Source organism: endosymbiont of unidentified scaly snail isolate Monju, assembly GCF_000801295.1.
Lineage (GTDB): Bacteria > Pseudomonadota > Gammaproteobacteria > Chromatiales > Chromatiaceae > MONJU.
In genome coordinates, this window is the sequence record NZ_AP012978.1 from 1,853,916 (window position 1) to 1,870,869 (window position 16,954).

Below are 16,954 nucleotides of genomic sequence, written 5' to 3' on the forward strand. Positions count from 1 at the left end.
CATCCGTCATGATCGCGACAAGAGACCGAAAGCCACACATGACGATATGCACTGCGGATTTGCATGACTTATAGCCAACGCAAAATGCTATTGCAACTGGAAATGCAGAAAAAATGTCGATTTGCGTACAGGATGCAATGTCGGCCCCCTGACAGGGGGGCGCATTCCCCTCCCCCGTGAAATCGGGGCGGTTGGAAAGGGATCTTCAAACAAGGACTCGAGCCCCCGCCTGCCTCCCGCACGCGGGGGAGAAACTGGTTCGGGGAACCTTGGGGAAAGGGGCGATCAGGGAGAGGGACTGATGCGCAGGTCGGTCACGAGTTTTTCGTGCAGCTTCAGCCGCTCCACCGCCCGCGGCCCCAGGCGAGTGGCCGTCTCCAGCAGCAGCGCCTCGGAGAGAATGAACGAGGAAGCGACGTTGTTGGCGAAGAACGCGCCGGAGGTGTTGGCAATCAGGGTCTGCTCGGCATGCTGGGCCAACGGTGAACTGTAGGCATCGGTCAGTGCCACCACGCGAATCCCCTGCTCGCGCGCCAGCTGGGCCAGCTCGCGCGCCGAGCTGGTGTAGGGCGCCGTGCCGATCAGGAACAGCAGGTCGCCGGGTCGCAACTGCAGCAGGCCGTGAGCCAGCCCCTCGCTGGAGTCGGCAAGCAGCGCGACCTCCTCGCGTATCAGGCCCAGGCAGTAAGCGATGAACGAGGCCAGCGAATGGAACAGCCGCGCGCCGTAGATGCGGATCCGCTCGGCCTCGACCAGCATGCCCGCCACCCGGTCGAACACCTCGGGGTCGAGATGCGACATCAGGATCTGCAGGTTGTTCAGCTCGTCCTTCGCCACCCTCTGCAGGGTATCCAGCGGCGATTCGACGTTGAGCCAGTGACTGGCCCGTTCGGAGAACGGTGCCCCCGGATGCGTCAGCTCTGCGCGGAACAGGGCCTGGAAGGCGGAAAACCCCGGGAATCCCAGGAGCTTCGCCAGGCGGGTCAGAGTGGACGGATTGACCCCCAGTTCCTCGGCCAGGCGCGAGATCGAGTACACCGCCGCCTCGGTCGGGTTGTCCAGCATGAAGGACAGGGCGGCGATGCTTTTCTCGCCCGGCGTGGCCAGCCCCTCGCCGGCACGGAACCGGGCCAGCAGCTCGCGCAGTTCCTGCAGCGAGGCGGGGGCGCGACGCAGGCGGCGCTTTCGGGTTGTCTGCTTGCGGGCCAAGATCCCCAATCCGTCGATGACATCTTCGAGATACCGGGGATTATGCGTTCCCGCCGCGCGCAATGCCATCACCGGGGGTCAGCGCAACAGATTCTCGACCACCAGCGCCGCCCCCTGGCCGCCGCCGATACAGAGCGTGGCCAGGCCGTAACGACCGCCGCGGCGTGCCAGTTCACGCACCAGCTTGGTGACGAGGATGGCGCCGGTGGCGCCGATCGGGTGTCCCAGCGCAATCGCGCCGCCATTCGGATTGACGATGGCGGCATCCAGCCCCAGCTCACGGCTGACCGCACAGGCCTGGGCGGCGAATGCCTCGTTCGACTCGACGACATCCAGGTCGTCCGCCTCCAGGCCGGCACGCTGCAAGGCCTGGCGGCTGGCGCCGACCGGCCCGATGCCCATCAGCCGGGGATCGGTACCCGCATGCCCCCAGGCAAGCACCCGGGCCATGGGCCGCAGCCCGGCCACCGCGTCCTCATCGGCCAGCACCAGGGCGCTGGCCGCGTCGTTGATCCCCGAACTGTTGCCGGCCGTCACCCGCCCCCCTTCACGGAAGGCCGGCGGCAGGGCGGCCAGCCGTTCGGGCGTGACGTCGGCACGCGGATGCTCGTCGCGTGCGAACGCGTGGCGCCGCCCCGGGGGGCCCACCTCGATCGGCACGATCTGCCCCTCGAAACGACCGGCCTCGATGGCCGCGAGCGCCTTGCGCTGGGAATCCAGTGCGAAGGCGTCCATGGTCTCGCGGTCGATACCGAAGTGTTCGGCCAGGTACTCGGCCGTCTCGCCCATGTGACCGTGGCCGAACGGATCGGTCAGCGGCCCGGGAAGCATGTCGAGCAGGCCCACGTCCCCGAGCTTCCTGCCGAACCGCAAGTCCGGCAGTACATGGGGCGCGCGGCTCATCGACTCCACCCCCGCGGCAATGCCGGCACGGACTTCGCCAAGGCGGATCCGCATGCCCAGATCGATGATTGCCTCCAGCGAGCTGCCGCACAGCCGGTTGATCGCCAACGCGGTGGCCGCCTGCGGCTGGCCGGCCTCGATCGAGCAACGACGCGCCAGGTAGGGATCACCGGGCGCGGTGTGCAGCACATTGCCCAGGATGGCCGTCTCCAGCCGCCCGGCCGGCAGCCCCGAGCGTTCGATGGCGGCCCGCATCACCGGGGTGAGCAACTCGGCCGGCGGCACATCGCGCAGGCTGCCGCCGAAGCGGCCGATAGCGGTGCGCACCGCAGAGAGGATGTAAACCGCTTTCATGACTGCAACTCCGGACGATCCCGGAAGCAGTCCAGGGCCTCGGGATTGGCCAGCGCATGGGTATTCTTCACCGGCCGGCCATGGACCACGTCACGCACCGCCAGCTCGCTGATCTTTCCCGACCGGGTGCGCGGGATATCGTCCACCGCCAGGATCCTGGCAGGCACATGCCGGGGCGAGGCGCGTTCCCGGATCGCGCGACGCAGCCGCTGCTCCAGGTCCGCGTCCAGCCGCGCGCCGGGCGCGAGACGCACGAACAGGATCACCCGGACGTCACCCTCCCACTGCTGCCCCACCACCAGCGCCTCGGCAACCTCCTCGAAGGCCTCCACCGGGCGATAGATCTCGGCGGCGCCGATGCGCACACCGCCGGGGTTGAGCACCGCGTCGGAACGGCCATGAATGACCACCCCACCCCGCTCGGTGAGCGTGGCCCAGTCACCGTGCCGCCAGATACCGGGGAAGTGCTCGAAATAGGCGGCCCGATAGCGGTTGCCATCGGGATCGTTCCAGAAGCCGACCGGCATGCTCGGGAAAGGACTCAGGCAGCACAGCTCCCCGGCCTCGCCGACCACCGCCTTGCCGTCCTCGTCGAGCACCGCCACGTCCATGCCGAGCCCCCGCGTCTGGATCTCGCCAGCGTAGACCGGCTGCAGCGGCGTGCCCAGCACGAAGCAGGAAATGATGTCGGTGCCGCCGGAGATCGAGGCCAGCAACAGGTCACGGGAGACCGCGTCGTAAACGAATTCGAAGCCTTCCGGGCTCAGGGGGGAACCGGTCGAACACAGTACGCGCAGGGCCGAGAGATCCTGCTCGTCGCCGGGCCGGTAACCCGACTTGCGCACGGTATCGAGGTATTTCGCGGAAGTCCCGAACAAGGTCAGTCTTTCACGGGCGGCCATCTCCCACAGGCGTTCCGGCCCCGGGTACAGGGGGTTGCCGTCGTACAGCACCACCGTGGCGCGCAACGCCAGCGCCGAGACGATCCAGTTCCACATCATCCAGCCGCAGGTGGTGAAGTAGAACACCCGGTCGCCAGCGCGCACGTCGCAATGCAGCCGCAGTTCCTTCACGTGTTGCAGCAGCGTGCCGCCCACGCCATGCACGATGCACTTGGGCACCCCGGTCGTGCCGGAGGAATACAGGATATAGAGCGGATCGTTGAAACCGACCGGCACGAAGTCGTCCAGCGGCGCGTGTGCCAGTGCCTGGTCGAAAGACACGGCCCCCGGCACGGCGGACAGGTCCGGTTGCGATTCCAGGTAGCCATGCACCAGCACGGCGCGCAGCTCCGGCAAGGCAGAGGCGAGGCGAGGCGAGGCGAGGCGGGAAAGCGTATCCAGGCGCTCGATACGCTTGCCGGCATAGTGGTAGCCATCCACGCCGATCAGCACCTTGGGGCGGATCTGGCCAAAGCGGTCCAGCACCCCTTCAAAGCCGAAATCCGGGGAACAGCTGGAATACACGGTCCCCAGGCTGGCCGTGGCGAGCATGGTGATCACCGCCTCCGGGATGTTGGGCACATAGGCGGCCACCCGGTCGCCGGGCCCCACCCCCTGCGCGCGCAACCAACCCGCCAGCGCCAGGACGCGTTGCCGCAGTTCAGCACGGCTCAGCTCGATCCGCCGGCCGTCCTCCCCGTGAAACACCAGCGCAGGTTGCCCGTCGGCCTCACGCAACAGATTTTGCGCGAAGTTGAGGCGGCATTCGGGAAAGAAACGCGCGCCCGGCATGCGCTCGCCGTCCACCAGCACCGGCCCGGAACGCTCGCCGAGGATACCGTGCCAGTCCCAGAGCGCAGACCAGAAAACCTCGGGCCGGTCTACCGACCAACGCCAAAGCGCCTGGAAATCGTCACTGTCCTGGTACAGGCCCTGCTCGCGCAACCAGGCCATGAAACGGGTGGGCTCGGCCGTCTGCCGGAGAGAGTCATCAGGTTGCCAAAGGGGGGCGTCCATTGATACCGCCGCAATCCAGGAATAACACGCAAATATTTAATGCATGGCAGCCCGAATTGCAAATCCCGTGGCGTCCGGAGCGTCAGGGAAGCTTCTGACAAATAGGAGGCCCGTCCTCGGGCCAAATGTTCGCGGCGGGGACGCTCCTACACGCAGGAGACCCGTCCACGGGCCGAACCTTGCGCGGCGGGGACGCCGCGCCTGCCGGGCGTTGTCCATGCTGGGGTGAGATATCCGCAGGTCTGGGATCGCCCCCTTCGTCATCCCGACCGGGCGAGGGATTCGATCGGGATTGCCCGACCACTGCTGCGAAGCGGAGGCCCCTCGACTGCTCCAGTTCAACGCCCGAACAGGCCCCTGAGCTTGTCGCCCAGCGCACCTTTGAGCTTTTCCTGCACCTTCTGCTCGACCTTGGTGCGCAGCTTGGCCTTTTCCCGCTCCAGCCGTTGCCTGGCCTTGGCGCGGAGCAACGCCTCCACATCCAGTGTATAGCCGGGCTTGTCCAGCGCCCCCTGGATGCGCACCGGGATGGGAACACCAGCCAACTGGTCGGCCTCGGCCCCACCTTGCCCCTGCAACGACGCCACCAGCTTGGCGGTCACCGTGTAGTCGATGCGGTTGGCCGGCAGGTCGACATCACCCTTGCCGGCGACACGCAGCAGCGGCGACTTGGCAGAGAGATCGTGATTGCTGATCACCCCGTTGCGCGCAGTGAAGGAACCGCGCATCTCGGTGAACTCGGTCTGCTCGGCCGTGTTGCCCGTCTGCGTGGTATTGCGTCCCTGGCCCGTAGCGGTGCGGATCAGCTTCACCAGGTCCACACCCTTGTAGGCGCCTTCACGGAACACGAAGCTGCCGTTGCCATTCAGGCTACGGCGCACCTCGGCCTCGCTCAGACCGGTGAGACGCAGGTCCAGTTTTAGGTCGCCGGTGCCCACCAGCTTGTCCTGGCCGGCCACATCGGCGAGCAGCGGGCCAATCTGCACACCTTGCAGATTTTCGACCAGATGCAGGCGCGGCGTCTTCTTGCGGGCATCCAGCGTCACCTTGCCGTTGAATTTTCCCTGGTAGAGACGGGCCGCGACCGGCGCGGCCTTGAGCACTCCACCCTTGCTGACCAGGCGTACGGTCACGTCCTGCAAGCGGGCCTTGTTCACCGTCAGCTTGCCGATCTTCAGGTCGGCCTCCAGGTCGAGAGATCGCAGACCGGCAAAGGGATCATCAGCCGGATCGGCTGCGGCCTTCCCCGCTGCCTTGTCGCCACCACTCGCCTTGCCGGACGCCTTGTCGGTCTGCGCGCGCGGCGGCAGGTAACGGTCCAGATCGATGCCATCCACGTCCAGCCGTGCACGCAGCACCGGCCCGCGGGCATCCAGCAGGCGCACGAAACCCTTGGCATGGGTGTCGTCCAGGGTGATCTCGAACGGCTCGATGCGCGTGGCCTTGCCTTCGTGTGACAGGTCGGCCTTCAGGCTCACCTGCGTGAGCGCCCGGGGATCGGTCGTCTCGATGCGATTGCCGAACAGCGCTGCCAGCTGCTTCAGGTTGGTATCCGCCAGCTCCAGGTGCCCCTTGAGCCGCGGGGCCTGCTGCAGACCGGCCACGTCGAGTTGCCCGGTGATCGCCACCGCCGGCCCCTGGACCGTCAGGCCCGATACCGCCAGGGTGTCGGCGTCCACGTCGGCGGCCACCTCGACACGCATGCCGGAGGACGGCAGCCCCTCGCCCTTGCCGTCGGCCACCAGGCGCAATCCTTTCAGGCTGAAGCGGCGCAGGTCCTCGCTCACGCGCGCCTCGGTGTTCAGTTCCAGGGTCACGTCCACGCGCGGTCGGCTGCTCGACAGGGTGAAGCCCGCCGCCACGGGCACCTGCGCACCCGGTGCCAGGGCGCCAGTCTCCAGGCGTACCTTGTCGAGCACGTAACTCGCCCCAGTCTGCTCGTCACGCCAGCTGATACGCGCATCGCGCAGCTGGATACCCTGGACCTTCAACGAAACGATCGCCGGTCCGCCTCCGGCCCTGCCACCTTCGGCCTTGCCGCCACCGGCCGGCTCGTCCGAGGCCTGCTCGCCCTTGCCGGCCAGGTCATCCCAGTTGGTCTGGCCATCGGCGTTGCGCGCCAGGTTGATCTCGGCACCCTCCAGCACCAGGGTATCGACCTCGATATTGCGGCTGAGCAAGGGCAGCAGTTTCACGCGCACGCCCAGGCGCCGGACCTGCGCAAAGGGCTGTTTGCCGAAGCCCGGGGCATTGCCCAGGGTCACGCCGCCGGTCTCGACGCCCAGCCAGGGAAAGACCGACAGTTTCAGCGGCTGCTCGATGGCAAGGTCACGACCGGTCTGCTGCTTCACCTCGGCGACGAGCCGGTCCTTGTAGTCGTTGGGGTCCACCACCATCGGCAGAACGACCACTGCCGCCGCGATCAGCACGACCAGGACCAGTACCACACCAAGCACGATCTTCAAGAACTTGCCCATGCTCCCTCCAGCAAGCAGACGAACGAACGACTGAAACTCTTGCACAAACCCCGGGCCGGTGCCACCGTCCGAAATGCAACCGGGCGACCGGTAGCCGCCTGTTGCCGTCGGCGATCCCGGTCAGGCCCGTTTCTCCTCGTAGACATGGATGTCCCGGGTCGGATAGGGGATGCCGATGCCTTCCTGGTCGAAGCGCAGCTTGACCTTTTCGGTGACATCGAAGAACACCCCCCAGTAATCGCTGGACTTCACCCAGGCGCGCACCACGAAATTGATGCTGCTATCGGCCAGCTCGCCGACGGCGATCAACGGTGCCGGATCGTCGAGTACGCGCCCGTCCTCCTGCAGGATCTCCTCGAGTACACGCTTCACGTGCACGATGTCGGCGTCGTAGGCCGCCCCCACGGTGAGGTCGACCCGCCGGGTCTCACGCGCCGAATAGTTGACGATGTTGTCGTTGCACAGTCTGGCGTTGGGCACGATGATGATCTTGTTGTCACCGGTACGCAGCGTGGTGGTGAACATCTCGATCTTCTCCACGGTGCCACTCACGCCCGCACCCTCGATGAAATCGCCGACCTTGAACGGACGAAAGACGATCATCAGAAAACCGGCGGCAAAATTGGACAGCGAACCCTGCAGGGCCAGGCCAATGGCCAGGCCAATGGCCAGGCCGGCAGCACCCAGAATGGCGATGAAGGAGGTCGTCTGGATACCCAGTTGCCCGAGAGCGGCGAGCACCACGAAGGCCATCATGCCAATATAGGCCAGGCTGGTGACGAAACCGGTAATGGTGGGGTCGACCGAGCGGCGGTCCATCATCCCCTGGATCAATCGTTTCAAGCAACCGGCGAGGATGCGACCGACCACCAGGATGGCGATCGCGGCCACCACCTTCAGGCCGTACTCCACTGCAACGGTTTGAACGAGTTCGACGATCTTCCCTGTACCCTCCATGCCCCCTCCTCCGATCTTTGTTGGTTGTTTCGTCCTGGCTCGAACCCTCTACCTCAACGCCCGAACACCTGCTTGAGCAGTTCGGTACTGCGCGCGACCGGGTTGGTACGGATGGCCTTCTCCTCGGCCGCCAGCTTGAGGAACAGGCCGTTCAGTGCCTTTTCGGTCACGTAGTCGTCCAGGTCGAGATTCACCTGCCCGCCGAGCAGGCCACCGAGCCCTCCCAGGCTGTTGCGGGTACTGGCGAGCAGGCGCTTGTAGGCAGCGGTAGCCCCGGCCTCGTCGGTAGCCCGGGCCACGATGGGACGGACGGCACGGCGCAATGAATCGCCGGCCTTGTCTCGCAGGTAGCGGGTCGCGGCGTCGTCACCGCCCGAGAGGATGCCGCGCGCATCCTCCAGCGTCATGCGCCTGACCGTCTGCTTGACGATGGCCAGGGTCTTGGGGATCGCCTGCTCGGCGGCCCGGTTGACCGCCTGTTCGAGGGCATCGACACGCTGGCCCTGGCCGAGGCGACGCGCAGTATCGGCCACCCTGCCCAGCACCCCGGGCAGGGGAATCCGCACCTTCGGATCGTTCAGAAAGCCACCGCTGCGGCCCAGCTGTGCCACGGCACGCTCGGCGCCCACCGCCAGCGCCTCCTTGAGTCCGGCATCGATCTGACCGTCACGCAGCCCGCTACCGGCCTGCGAAGACACCCCCGGCAGGCTCATGCCACCGCTGTCGTCGAGCAGGCCACCGGCCGATTTCATCAGGTCCTGGAACCCTGCCCGGGCCGGCAGGCAGAGAGAAAGCGCAAACACCAGGGTCACGGCATACGGGGGCGGGAAACGGAACATGGGCATCCTCCTGATGCAAAAGAAGGAGCATTATCCGCCGAACTCCCTGCCCCGAACAAACCCACCCCGATGGCAGACGTCGCCAAGGAGCGACGGATGGAATTTCAGGCAGCGCTGTCGTGCAGGCCGTGCAGGCGTACCAGAAGTTCGGCTTCGCTCTCGCTGAGCGCCAGTTCCTCGACCAGGCGGCGCGCGCTGGCACCCTGTTGCACCAGGCGAATCGCCTGGCTGTAGGGTTGCTCGGCCGCCTGCTGGTTCTCGATGGTCTCCTGGCGGTCGCTCAGCCACTTTTCGGTGGCCTCGACCCGGCGCAGGCGACGATCCATACCCAGGGCGCCCGCGGTCAGGCCGCTGATGCTCTGCTGGGCCAGTTCCTGGCGTTGTGCTACCGCATCGAGCCGTTCTTCTAGGCAGACGCGCAGTGCCCGCAGCTCGCGCCGTTGCCAGAGACACAAGGCCACCGCCGCCAGGGCAACCACCAGGGCCAGTCCAGGGAGCATCCATTCAGGCATAGTCGTCCACCTTGTGCCTGTCGTCGTCCCGGGGACGCGGCGTGGCGCGGTCGGCCGGGCCCTTGCGGGGCTGCCGCCGCTGCCCCGGCTGACGCTCGGTGCTGTCGCGTGCAGGCCGCACCGGTGTGACCACGCCCACGTTGACCGTCCGATCCAGGTCGCCCATGACAGGCTCCGCTCAGAACCCGCCCAGGTCCGACCATTCCTGGCCGGTCAGCAGCTTGTTCAGATCGACCACGATCAGCAGATCATCACCCCGGTTGGCCACCCCCTGGATGTAACGCGAACTCTCCTCGTTGCCGACATTGGGCGCCGAATCGATCTCGGACTGGTGCAGCTCGACCACCTCGGCCACGCTGTCCACCAGGATGCCGACCACCTGCTCGTCGGCCTCGATGATGACGATGCGGCTGGAATCATCGGTCTCCGGCGCCGGCAGGCCGAAGCGCGCACGGGTGTCGATCACGGTCACCACGTTACCGCGCAGGTTGATGATGCCCAATACATAGGGTGGCGCACCCGGCACCGGGGCGATTTCGGTCAGGCGCAACACCTCCTGCACGTGCATCACATTGATGCCGTAGGTCTCGCCGGCCAGCCGGAAGGTCACCAGCTGGATAACCGGATCGGCGACGGCTTCCGCAGTGCTGTTTGCCATGATGTCTCTCCTGTGGTTCGCACGGGTGCCGTCGGAAAACCGGCACCAGACATGTTCAACAGATATGAGGCACATTGCGTGCCAACCATCAGGCCGGCGGTGCCTCTCACCGCCAGCGACTGAGGCAACCCTGAGTAAAGCGACACTCAGCGGGTCTCAGGGCGTTCAGCCACAAGGCGCACAGGCAGCAGGCATGGCCATTCCATGTCAAGCCAGTGCAACACCGTGGATGGACGCCCTGAGGCCCGCCCACCGGGAGCGTTCTGAGCGTTGCTTTACTTGGGTTGTCTCGATATCGGCCGGCATTCACGGAAATTGAGGACTCAGGCCGCCGAGGCCTGGCCAAGCAGGGACTCGAGCAGACGCGAATAGGCCTGCACCGAGCGAGCCCGGGGGTCGAACTGTGCCGGCGGCAGCCCCGCGCGGCTGGCCTCGCGCAGGCGGGTGTCCACCGGGATGACACCGTCCCAGAGGTGCGCACCGTGGTTGCGTTGCAGGATCTGCAGGCTGTCGCGCGAGGCACGGGTACGCTGATCGAAGAAGGTAGGCACCACGGTGTACTCCAGGGGCCGTGCGCGCGAGCGGGCGACCATCTCCAGGGTGTGACACAGGCGCTCCAGGCCCTTGATGGCGAGAAAATCGGTCTGCACCGGCACCACCAGGTGCGAACAGGCAGCCAGGGCATTGATCAGCAGCACGCCCAGCACCGGCGGGCAGTCGATGAGCACATGATCGTAATGCCCCTCCAGCGCCTGCACGGTGCGGCTGAGCACCCGTCCCATGCCGGCCAGCCGGCCCGACTGGCGATCCAGGGTGGCCAGAGCCACCGAGGCCGGAATCAGGTCCAGTCCCTCGCAGCCGGTCTCGTGGATCAGCTTCAGCGGCTGTGGATCACGCTTCTCGGCCACCGCGCGGAACAGATCGTAGCTGCTGACCTCCAGCGAGTCCGGGTCGTAACGGAAATAGCTGGTCAGCGAGCCATGCGGGTCCACGTCGATCAGGCAGGTACGCAATCCCCAGGCAGCGAGCAGGCCGCCCAGCGCCACCGTGGTGGTGGTCTTGCCCACCCCGCCCTTCTGGTTGGCTATGGTCCATATCTTCATGGCGACTCCGTCTCCGGTTCCAGCGCCGGCCCTTCGGCCCAGGGTACGATCTGCCCGGGATCGAAGATCTCCTGCTCCTGGCCAAGGATGAGCAGGGTCACGCGGCGGTTGCGCGCCCGCCCTTCTTCGCTGCTGTTGTCGGCGATCGGGTGATACTCGCCACGGCCCACCGCGGCCAGGCGCCTCGGATCGACTCCCTGGCTTTGCAGGAACTGCACCACGCTCGCAGCACGCGCCGCCGACAGTTCCCAGTTGGAGCGATAGACCGCGTTGGCGATGGGCACGTTATCGGTATGTCCTTCCACCTGGATGGGATTGGGAATGGCTACCAGGCTGCGCGCGACCTGCCCAAGGGCGTTCATGGCGTCCGCCGAGAGTCGCGCATCACCCGAGGAGAACAGCAGGCGCGCCTTCATATCCACCTCGATGCGGTCACCGTTCATGCGAATGTCCACCAACCCCCGGTCGGTCCATTCCTGCAGGGAGATGGCCAGCTCGTCATACACTCGCTGCTGCGAGGCCGCCTTCTGCAGGGCGCGCATCGCCTCGCGGCGCAGCCTTTCACGGCTCGGATCCGACGGGACCGCCACGGGTTGCGACAACACCGCATCGACCGCCGCGTCCGGCGTCTGCACGCTGGGCTGCTCGACACCAAACACCGTGCCCAGCGCCTTCGACAGCACCTTGTACTTTCCCTCGTTCACCGACGAGATCGAATACATCACCACGAAAAAGGCGAACAGCAGGGTGATGAAATCGGCATAGGACACCAACCAGCGTTCATGGTTCTCGCTCTCGGCCTGGCGTCGGCGGCGTCTGGGTGGCAGGCGTCTCAATGGACGAACCCTCGCAGGCGAATGTCGATCATGCGCGGGTTCTCGCCCTCGGCGATGGCGACCAGTCCCTCGATCACCATCTCGCGGTAGTGCGACTCGCCCAGCACATGTGCCTTGATCTTGTTGGCCGCCGGCAGCAACAGCAGGTTGGCCATGCCCACCCCATAGATGGTGGACACGAAGGCGGTGGCGATGCCGCCACCCAGCATGGAAGGGTCGGCCAGGTTCTGCATCACCTGGATCAGACCCATTACCGCACCGATGATACCGATCGTCGGCGAATAGCCGCCCATCGACTCGAGGACCCCTGCCGCCTGCAGGTTACGCTGCTCGTGACTGTCCAGCTCGAGCTCCAGCATGCGCCGGATGTCGTCCGGCTCATTGCCATCGACCACCAGCTGCAGCCCCTTGCGCACGAAGGGGTCGCGTTCCTTCTCCAGCACCTTCTCGAGTCCCAGCAGCCCCTCGTGGCGCGCCATCCGCGCCCAGTTCACCAGGCGCTTGATGCGCTCCTCGAAGGGATAGCGCGGTGGAAACAGGATGTGTCGCAGGGAGCGCAGGGCCCGCAGAAAGGTGCGCCCCGGGGTCTGCAAGAGCACTGCGCCCACGGTGCCACCGAGCACGATCACCAGTGCCGGCCCATTGAGCAGGGTATCGAGCGATCCCCCCTCCATCCAGTTGCCGCCAAGCAGGGCAAGCACACCGATGGCGATACCGAACAGACTCAGGCCGTCCATCTAGCAGACCTCCCGCAACGCATCGGCGATCTCCTCGAGCGCCAACACGCGCTCGGCCGCGCCGACGCGGACCACCGCGGCAGGCATGCCGTACACCACGCTGCTCGCCTGGTCCTGTGCCCAGACCCGGCCGCCGGCCTCGTGGATACGCCGTGCGCCCTCGGCACCATCTGTACCCATGCCGGTGAGCACGATGCCGAAGGCCCGTGGCCCCACCGCCTCGGCTGCCGAGCTCAGGAGCAGATCCACGCTGGGCCGGTAGAGCGCGTCGTCGCTGGCTTCCACCCGCACGTGCAAGCCGCCATCGGCGCTGACCCGGGTCTGCAGACCGCCCGGGGCCACCAGCACCTGCCCCGGGCGCAGCGGCATACCGTCAGCCGCCTCGCGCGCATGCAGGGCGGCAAGCGCATCCAGGCGCTCGGCATAGGCCGGCGTGAAGGTACCGGGCATGTGGATGCCCACCAGTACCGGCAACGGAAAATCACCGGGCAAGGCCGCGATCACCTGCTGCACTGCCACCGGTCCGCCGGTGGAGGCACCGATCACCAGCAGGCTGGGCTGCGATCCCTTGTGGGAGGCCGGTGTCGGCGGCGTCTCCCGGCGTGGCGGGGTACCGTCTTCCCCGTCACACGCCAGCTCCAGCACCCGGGCACGCAGCAGCTCACCGGTGCGCGCCGCATCGTTGGCCGAATCCAGCTTGGGAAGAAAATCCACCGCACCGGCGTCGAGTGCGTCGAGCGTGGCCTGTGCCCCCTCACGGGTGAAGGCCGAGAACATCACGATGGGTGTCGGGCGTTCGCGCATGATGCGCCGTACCGCGGCGATACCATCCATCACAGGCATGGCCACGTCCATGGTGATCAGGTCGGGATGGAGCTCGTGGCTCAGGCGTACGGCTTCCTCGCCGTCAGCCGCCTCACCGATCACACGGATCACCGGCGAGACTTCCAGGCAATCTCGAATACGCTTGCGATAGAAGGCGGAATCATCGACTACCAGAACGCGGACATGCTTGGCCATGTGCTGTCGGGACCTCCATCGGTGTGCCTGTCCCGCCTCCTGTGGTCGTCAGTAACGTCGCGCGTACTTGCGCATCAGCCCGGGCACGTCCAGGATCAGAGCGATCTTGCCATCGCTGGTGATGGTCGCCCCGGCCATGCCCTCCAGCCCTTGCAACAGCGCACCGAGCGGCTTGATGACCACTTCTTCCTGGCCGATCAGGAAATCCACCACCAGCCCGACCTGTACCCCACCGACATTGACCACCACCACATGACCATTGTCCGCGGGCTGCCCCTGCATGGCGCCGTTGTTCACCAACCAGTTGCTCAGGTAGAACAGCGGCAAGGCGCGCCCACGCACCTGGATGGTCATCTGCCCATCCACCGTATGGGTACGCGACAGGTCCAGGTTGAAGATCTCGACCACGCTGCCCAGCGGCAATGCGAAAGGCTGCTGTCCCAGCACCACCATGAGCGTCGGCAGGATAGCGAGCGTCAGCGGCAGCTTGATGGTGATCTTGCTGCCCTTGCCCTTTTCCGAATCGATCTCGACGGTACCGTTGATCTGCGCGATCTTGGTCTTGACCACATCCATGCCCACCCCACGTCCGGAGGCATCCGATATCTCCTCCTTGGTCGAGAAGCCGGCATGGAAGATGAGGTTGTAACATTCCTTTTCATCGAGACGTGCCGCCGACTCGGCATCCATGATGCCCTTCTCGACGGCCTTGCGACGCAACACCTCGGCATCCATCCCCTTGCCGTCGTCCTCGATGCACAACAGGATGTGGTCGCCCTCCTGCTCGGCCGACAGCACCACCTTGCCGCGCCGCGGCTTGCCGGCGGCCTCGCGCTCGTCCGGCATCTCGATGCCGTGATCCACGGCATTGCGCACCAGGTGCACCATGGGGTCGGCCAATGCCTCGACCAGGTTCTTGTCCAGGTCGGTGTCCTCGCCGCGCATCTCCAGGTCCACTTCCTTCTTCAGGCTGCGCGCCAGGTCGCGCACCACCCGGGGAAAGCGGCCGAACACCTTCTTGATCGGTTGCATGCGGGTCTTCATCACCGCCAGTTGCAGATCAGAGGTCACCACGTCGAGGTTGCCGATGACGTTGCTCAGCTCCTCGTCGGCCATAGAGGTCTTGAGCAGCGACAGGCGGTTGCGCACCAGCACCAGCTCGCCGACCATGTTCATGATCTCGTCCAGGCGCTGGGTATCCACCCGGACCGAGGTCTCGCCGCTGGGGCGCGCCGGGGGCTTGGCCACCTTCTTTGGCGCGGCTGGCTTTTCGGAAGCGGGCGCCCGGGCCGCTGCTTTCTGCGGCTTCGCCTTCGGCTCGGCAGGCGCGACCGACTGCTCCGGCTTCGGCTCCTCCTTGGCAGGCGCGGCCTGCTTTGCCGCTTTCGGCTCCGCCTCGGTGGAGACCGCGGGTTTCTCCCTTGCCGGCGATGGCGCCGGGGCAGCCTGGCCCGGTGCCTGTGCATCGGCGGCCCGGGCCTCGCTCGTCACCGCCTTGTCCGGGTCGAACCGGCCGGGACCATGCAACTGGTCGAGCAGGGCCTCGAACTCCTCTTCGGTGATCTCGTCACCGCCACCGACCACCGCGGCAGCCGCGTCGTCGCCCTGGGGAGCCTGGGGAGCCGGCGCAGCGGCGGCCCTGGATGGATCGAACCGACCGGGCCCGTGCAGCTCGTCGAGCAGGACCTCGAATTCCTCTTCGGTGATCTCTTCCGGGCTGGTGGCAGCCTGTGGCCTGGACGTTGCGGTCGCATCGGCCTGCGGAGCCGGCCTGGGCACCGGCTCGGGTTGCGCCTCGACGACCGGCTCGGGCGCCTCGTCTCCGGGCACCGCATAACGTTCGAGGCGCGCCAGCAACTCGGCATCGGCAGGCTCCGGCATCTCGCCGTTGCGCAGGTACTCCATGGCCGCATTGACCACGTCCAGCGCCTCGAGGATGGGATCCATCAGGTCCGGAGTCACCTTGCGCTCGCCCTGGCGCAGCAGGTTGAACACGTCTTCGGCTCGGTGGCAGATCTCGACCAGCGGCTCGTTCGACAGGAATCCTGCACCACCCTTGATGGTATGAAAGCCGCGGAAGATGGCATTCAGCAGGTCCATGTCGTCCGGCTGGTGTTCCAGGTCCACCAGCTGTTCGCCGAGCTGTTCGACGATCTCGGCGGCCTCTACCAGGAAATCCTGGAGGATCTCGTCGTCTGCATCGAAGCTCATGTCTCAAAACCCCAAACTGGATAACAGGTCATCGACCTCGTCCTGACCAGACACCGCATCGCTCTTGTCCACGCCAGGCACCACCGGACCGGCGGCCTCGATATCGGGCCCGGCCGTTTCCTTTTCCGGACGGGCCTTGATGCCGTGCGCGCCCGAGAGGCGCACCAGCTCGACCAGCTTGCCTTCCACATCGCTCACCAGGTCGATGACCTTGCGGATGATCTGGCCGGTCAGATCCTGGTAGCCCTGGGCCATCAGCACCTCGGACAACTTGGCATGCAGGGCCTCGGAATTCTTCTGGGTGTCGCGCAAGAAGACCTCCAGCTCGCGGCTCATGGCGCGGAAGTCCTCGACGTTCATCTGCCGGGCCTTGAAGCGCTCCCAGAACTCGGCGAGTCGGCGCGAATCAGTGCGCAAGGTCTCCGCCAGTGGCATGGCCTGTTCGACGGCGTTGAGCGTGGTGTTGGCGGCTTCCTCGGTCAGCGAGATCACGTGGCGCAGGCGCTCGGCGGCGTCAGGCATCTCGGATTCGGCGATCTCGGCCAGACGGGCATCCATCATGAAACCCTTGATGGCATCGTGCAGTTCGCACGTCAGCCGGCCGACCTCCTGGAACAGCAGGCTGTCGCGGAAACCCGCGAGTTGCGCGATCACGTTCAGCGCTTCCTCTTCGCGACCTTCCTCGAGCCGGGCAACCAGGAGGCGCGCAAGCTCGAGCTTTTCGTCTTTTATTATTGCGGGATCACCCATGACGATTTCCTTGCGACACTCAGTGACGCTCAGGCCGCCACCCTCTCAAAGATCTTGTTGATCTTCTCTTCCAGGGTGACCGCAGTGAACGGTTTGACCACATAGCCGTTCACGCCGGCCTGGGCTGCCTCGATGATCTGCTCGCGTTTCGACTCGGCGGTTACCATCAGGACCGGGAGGTGCTTGAGCTTCTCGTCGGCGCGGATCGCCTTGAGCAGATCGATCCCCTGCATGCCGGGCATGTTCCAGTCGGTGATCACGAAGTCGAAGTTGCCGTTCTGCAGCATCGGCAGGGCGGTGTTGCCGTCATCCGCTTCGGCGGTGTTGGTGAATCCGAGATCCCGCAACAGGTTCTTGATGATGCGCCGCATCGTGGAAAAGTCGTCCACGATCAGGATCTTCATATTCTTGTCCAAGGTAAACCTCCAGA

Annotated in this window: 16 protein-coding genes; all 16 read right to left on the minus strand. The window is 65.9% G+C overall.

Going from position 1 to position 16,954, the window contains the following annotated elements; all coding sequences use genetic code 11:
- Positions 1-285 precede the first annotated feature (285 nt).
- The 16 genes from EBS_RS08875 to cheY all read right to left on the minus strand — a co-directional run bounded on the left by EBS_RS08875 (position 286) and on the right by cheY (position 16,940).
- Complete coding sequence (locus EBS_RS08875) at positions 286-1,209, minus strand: MurR/RpiR family transcriptional regulator (protein WP_171816225.1); 924 nt, start codon at positions 1,207-1,209, stop codon at positions 286-288.
- A 78-nt stretch (positions 1,210-1,287) separates the two neighbouring features.
- A complete protein-coding gene (locus EBS_RS08880) occupies positions 1,288-2,466 on the minus strand; it encodes an acetyl-CoA C-acyltransferase (protein ID WP_043108315.1) in 1,179 nt (392 codons plus the stop codon).
- Positions 2,463-4,424 (minus strand): acetoacetate--CoA ligase, encoded by a 1,962-nt coding sequence (locus EBS_RS08885; protein ID WP_043108317.1) that lies wholly within the window; start codon positions 4,422-4,424, stop codon positions 2,463-2,465. Before EBS_RS08885 ends, EBS_RS08880 begins: the two co-directional genes overlap by 4 nt.
- A gap of 338 nt (positions 4,425-4,762) precedes the next feature.
- Positions 4,763-6,901, minus strand: coding sequence for an AsmA family protein (locus EBS_RS08890; protein WP_043108319.1), 2,139 nt, complete (start codon positions 6,899-6,901; stop codon positions 4,763-4,765).
- Between the two features lie 120 nt (positions 6,902-7,021).
- Positions 7,022-7,858 (minus strand): mechanosensitive ion channel family protein, encoded by an 837-nt coding sequence (locus EBS_RS08895; protein ID WP_043108320.1) that lies wholly within the window; start codon positions 7,856-7,858, stop codon positions 7,022-7,024.
- 53 nt (positions 7,859-7,911) lie between these two features.
- Positions 7,912-8,697 (minus strand): DUF4197 domain-containing protein, encoded by a 786-nt coding sequence (locus EBS_RS08900; RefSeq protein WP_171816226.1) that lies wholly within the window; start codon positions 8,695-8,697, stop codon positions 7,912-7,914.
- 104 nt (positions 8,698-8,801) lie between these two features.
- The gene (locus tag EBS_RS08905) at positions 8,802-9,209 is read right to left on the minus strand and encodes a DUF2802 domain-containing protein (RefSeq protein ID WP_231892790.1); all 408 of its coding nucleotides are present in this window, start codon (positions 9,207-9,209) and stop codon (positions 8,802-8,804) included.
- Positions 9,202-9,375: a hypothetical protein gene (locus tag EBS_RS14295; RefSeq protein ID WP_171816227.1), complete on the minus strand. Its 174-nt coding sequence runs from the start codon at positions 9,373-9,375 to the stop codon at positions 9,202-9,204. The genes EBS_RS08905 and EBS_RS14295 overlap by 8 nt, the downstream gene beginning before the upstream one ends.
- Positions 9,376-9,387: 12 nt before the next feature.
- A complete protein-coding gene (locus EBS_RS08910; RefSeq protein WP_043108323.1) occupies positions 9,388-9,867 on the minus strand; it encodes a chemotaxis protein CheW in 480 nt (159 codons plus the stop codon).
- Positions 9,868-10,190: 323 nt separating this feature from the next.
- A complete protein-coding gene (locus EBS_RS08915; protein ID WP_043108324.1) occupies positions 10,191-10,970 on the minus strand; it encodes a ParA family protein in 780 nt (259 codons plus the stop codon).
- Entirely contained in the window at positions 10,967-11,806 is an 840-nt protein-coding gene (gene motD / locus EBS_RS08920) for a flagellar motor protein MotD (RefSeq protein WP_070104734.1), read from the minus strand. The genes EBS_RS08915 and motD overlap by 4 nt, the downstream gene beginning before the upstream one ends.
- Entirely contained in the window at positions 11,803-12,543 is a 741-nt protein-coding gene (locus EBS_RS08925) for a flagellar motor protein (RefSeq protein ID WP_043108325.1), read from the minus strand. Before EBS_RS08925 ends, motD begins: the two co-directional genes overlap by 4 nt.
- Positions 12,544-13,563: a protein-glutamate methylesterase/protein-glutamine glutaminase gene (locus tag EBS_RS08930; RefSeq protein WP_043108326.1), complete on the minus strand. Its 1,020-nt coding sequence runs from the start codon at positions 13,561-13,563 to the stop codon at positions 12,544-12,546.
- 48 nt (positions 13,564-13,611) lie between these two features.
- On the minus strand, positions 13,612-15,774 hold the full coding sequence (locus tag EBS_RS08935) for a chemotaxis protein CheA (protein WP_043108327.1): 2,163 nt from the start codon (positions 15,772-15,774) through the stop codon (positions 13,612-13,614).
- Positions 15,775-15,777: 3 nt separating this feature from the next.
- Positions 15,778-16,524, minus strand: a complete 747-nt coding sequence (locus tag EBS_RS08940) for a protein phosphatase CheZ (RefSeq protein WP_043108328.1) — start codon at positions 16,522-16,524, stop codon at positions 15,778-15,780.
- A gap of 29 nt (positions 16,525-16,553) precedes the next feature.
- A complete protein-coding gene (gene cheY / locus EBS_RS08945; RefSeq protein ID WP_043108329.1) occupies positions 16,554-16,940 on the minus strand; it encodes a chemotaxis response regulator CheY in 387 nt (128 codons plus the stop codon).
- Between the last annotated feature and the right edge of the window lie 14 nt (positions 16,941-16,954).

Excerpts from the sequence above, each read along its gene's own strand:
- EBS_RS08890 (WP_043108319.1), bottom strand. The coding sequence starts at position 6,901 with ATGGGCAAGTTCTTGAAGATCGTGCTTGGTGTGGTACTGGTCCTGGTC.
- EBS_RS14295 (WP_171816227.1), bottom strand. The coding sequence starts at position 9,375 with ATGGGCGACCTGGATCGGACGGTCAACGTGGGCGTGGTCACACCGGTG.
- EBS_RS08925 (WP_043108325.1), bottom strand. The coding sequence starts at position 12,543 with ATGGACGGCCTGAGTCTGTTCGGTATCGCCATCGGTGTGCTTGCCCTG.
- EBS_RS08905 (WP_231892790.1), bottom strand. The coding sequence starts at position 9,209 with ATGCCTGAATGGATGCTCCCTGGACTGGCCCTGGTGGTTGCCCTGGCG.
- EBS_RS08885 (WP_043108317.1), bottom strand. The coding sequence starts at position 4,424 with ATGGACGCCCCCCTTTGGCAACCTGATGACTCTCTCCGGCAGACGGCC.
- EBS_RS08895 (WP_043108320.1), bottom strand. The coding sequence starts at position 7,858 with ATGGAGGGTACAGGGAAGATCGTCGAACTCGTTCAAACCGTTGCAGTG.
- EBS_RS08915 (WP_043108324.1), bottom strand. The coding sequence starts at position 10,970 with ATGAAGATATGGACCATAGCCAACCAGAAGGGCGGGGTGGGCAAGACC.
- EBS_RS08935 (WP_043108327.1), bottom strand. The coding sequence starts at position 15,774 with ATGAGCTTCGATGCAGACGACGAGATCCTCCAGGATTTCCTGGTAGAG.
- EBS_RS08930 (WP_043108326.1), bottom strand. The coding sequence starts at position 13,563 with ATGGCCAAGCATGTCCGCGTTCTGGTAGTCGATGATTCCGCCTTCTAT.
- EBS_RS08900 (WP_171816226.1), bottom strand. The coding sequence starts at position 8,697 with ATGTTCCGTTTCCCGCCCCCGTATGCCGTGACCCTGGTGTTTGCGCTT.
- EBS_RS08910 (WP_043108323.1), bottom strand. The coding sequence starts at position 9,867 with ATGGCAAACAGCACTGCGGAAGCCGTCGCCGATCCGGTTATCCAGCTG.
- EBS_RS08940 (WP_043108328.1), bottom strand. The coding sequence starts at position 16,524 with ATGGGTGATCCCGCAATAATAAAAGACGAAAAGCTCGAGCTTGCGCGC.
- EBS_RS08880 (WP_043108315.1), bottom strand. The coding sequence starts at position 2,466 with ATGAAAGCGGTTTACATCCTCTCTGCGGTGCGCACCGCTATCGGCCGC.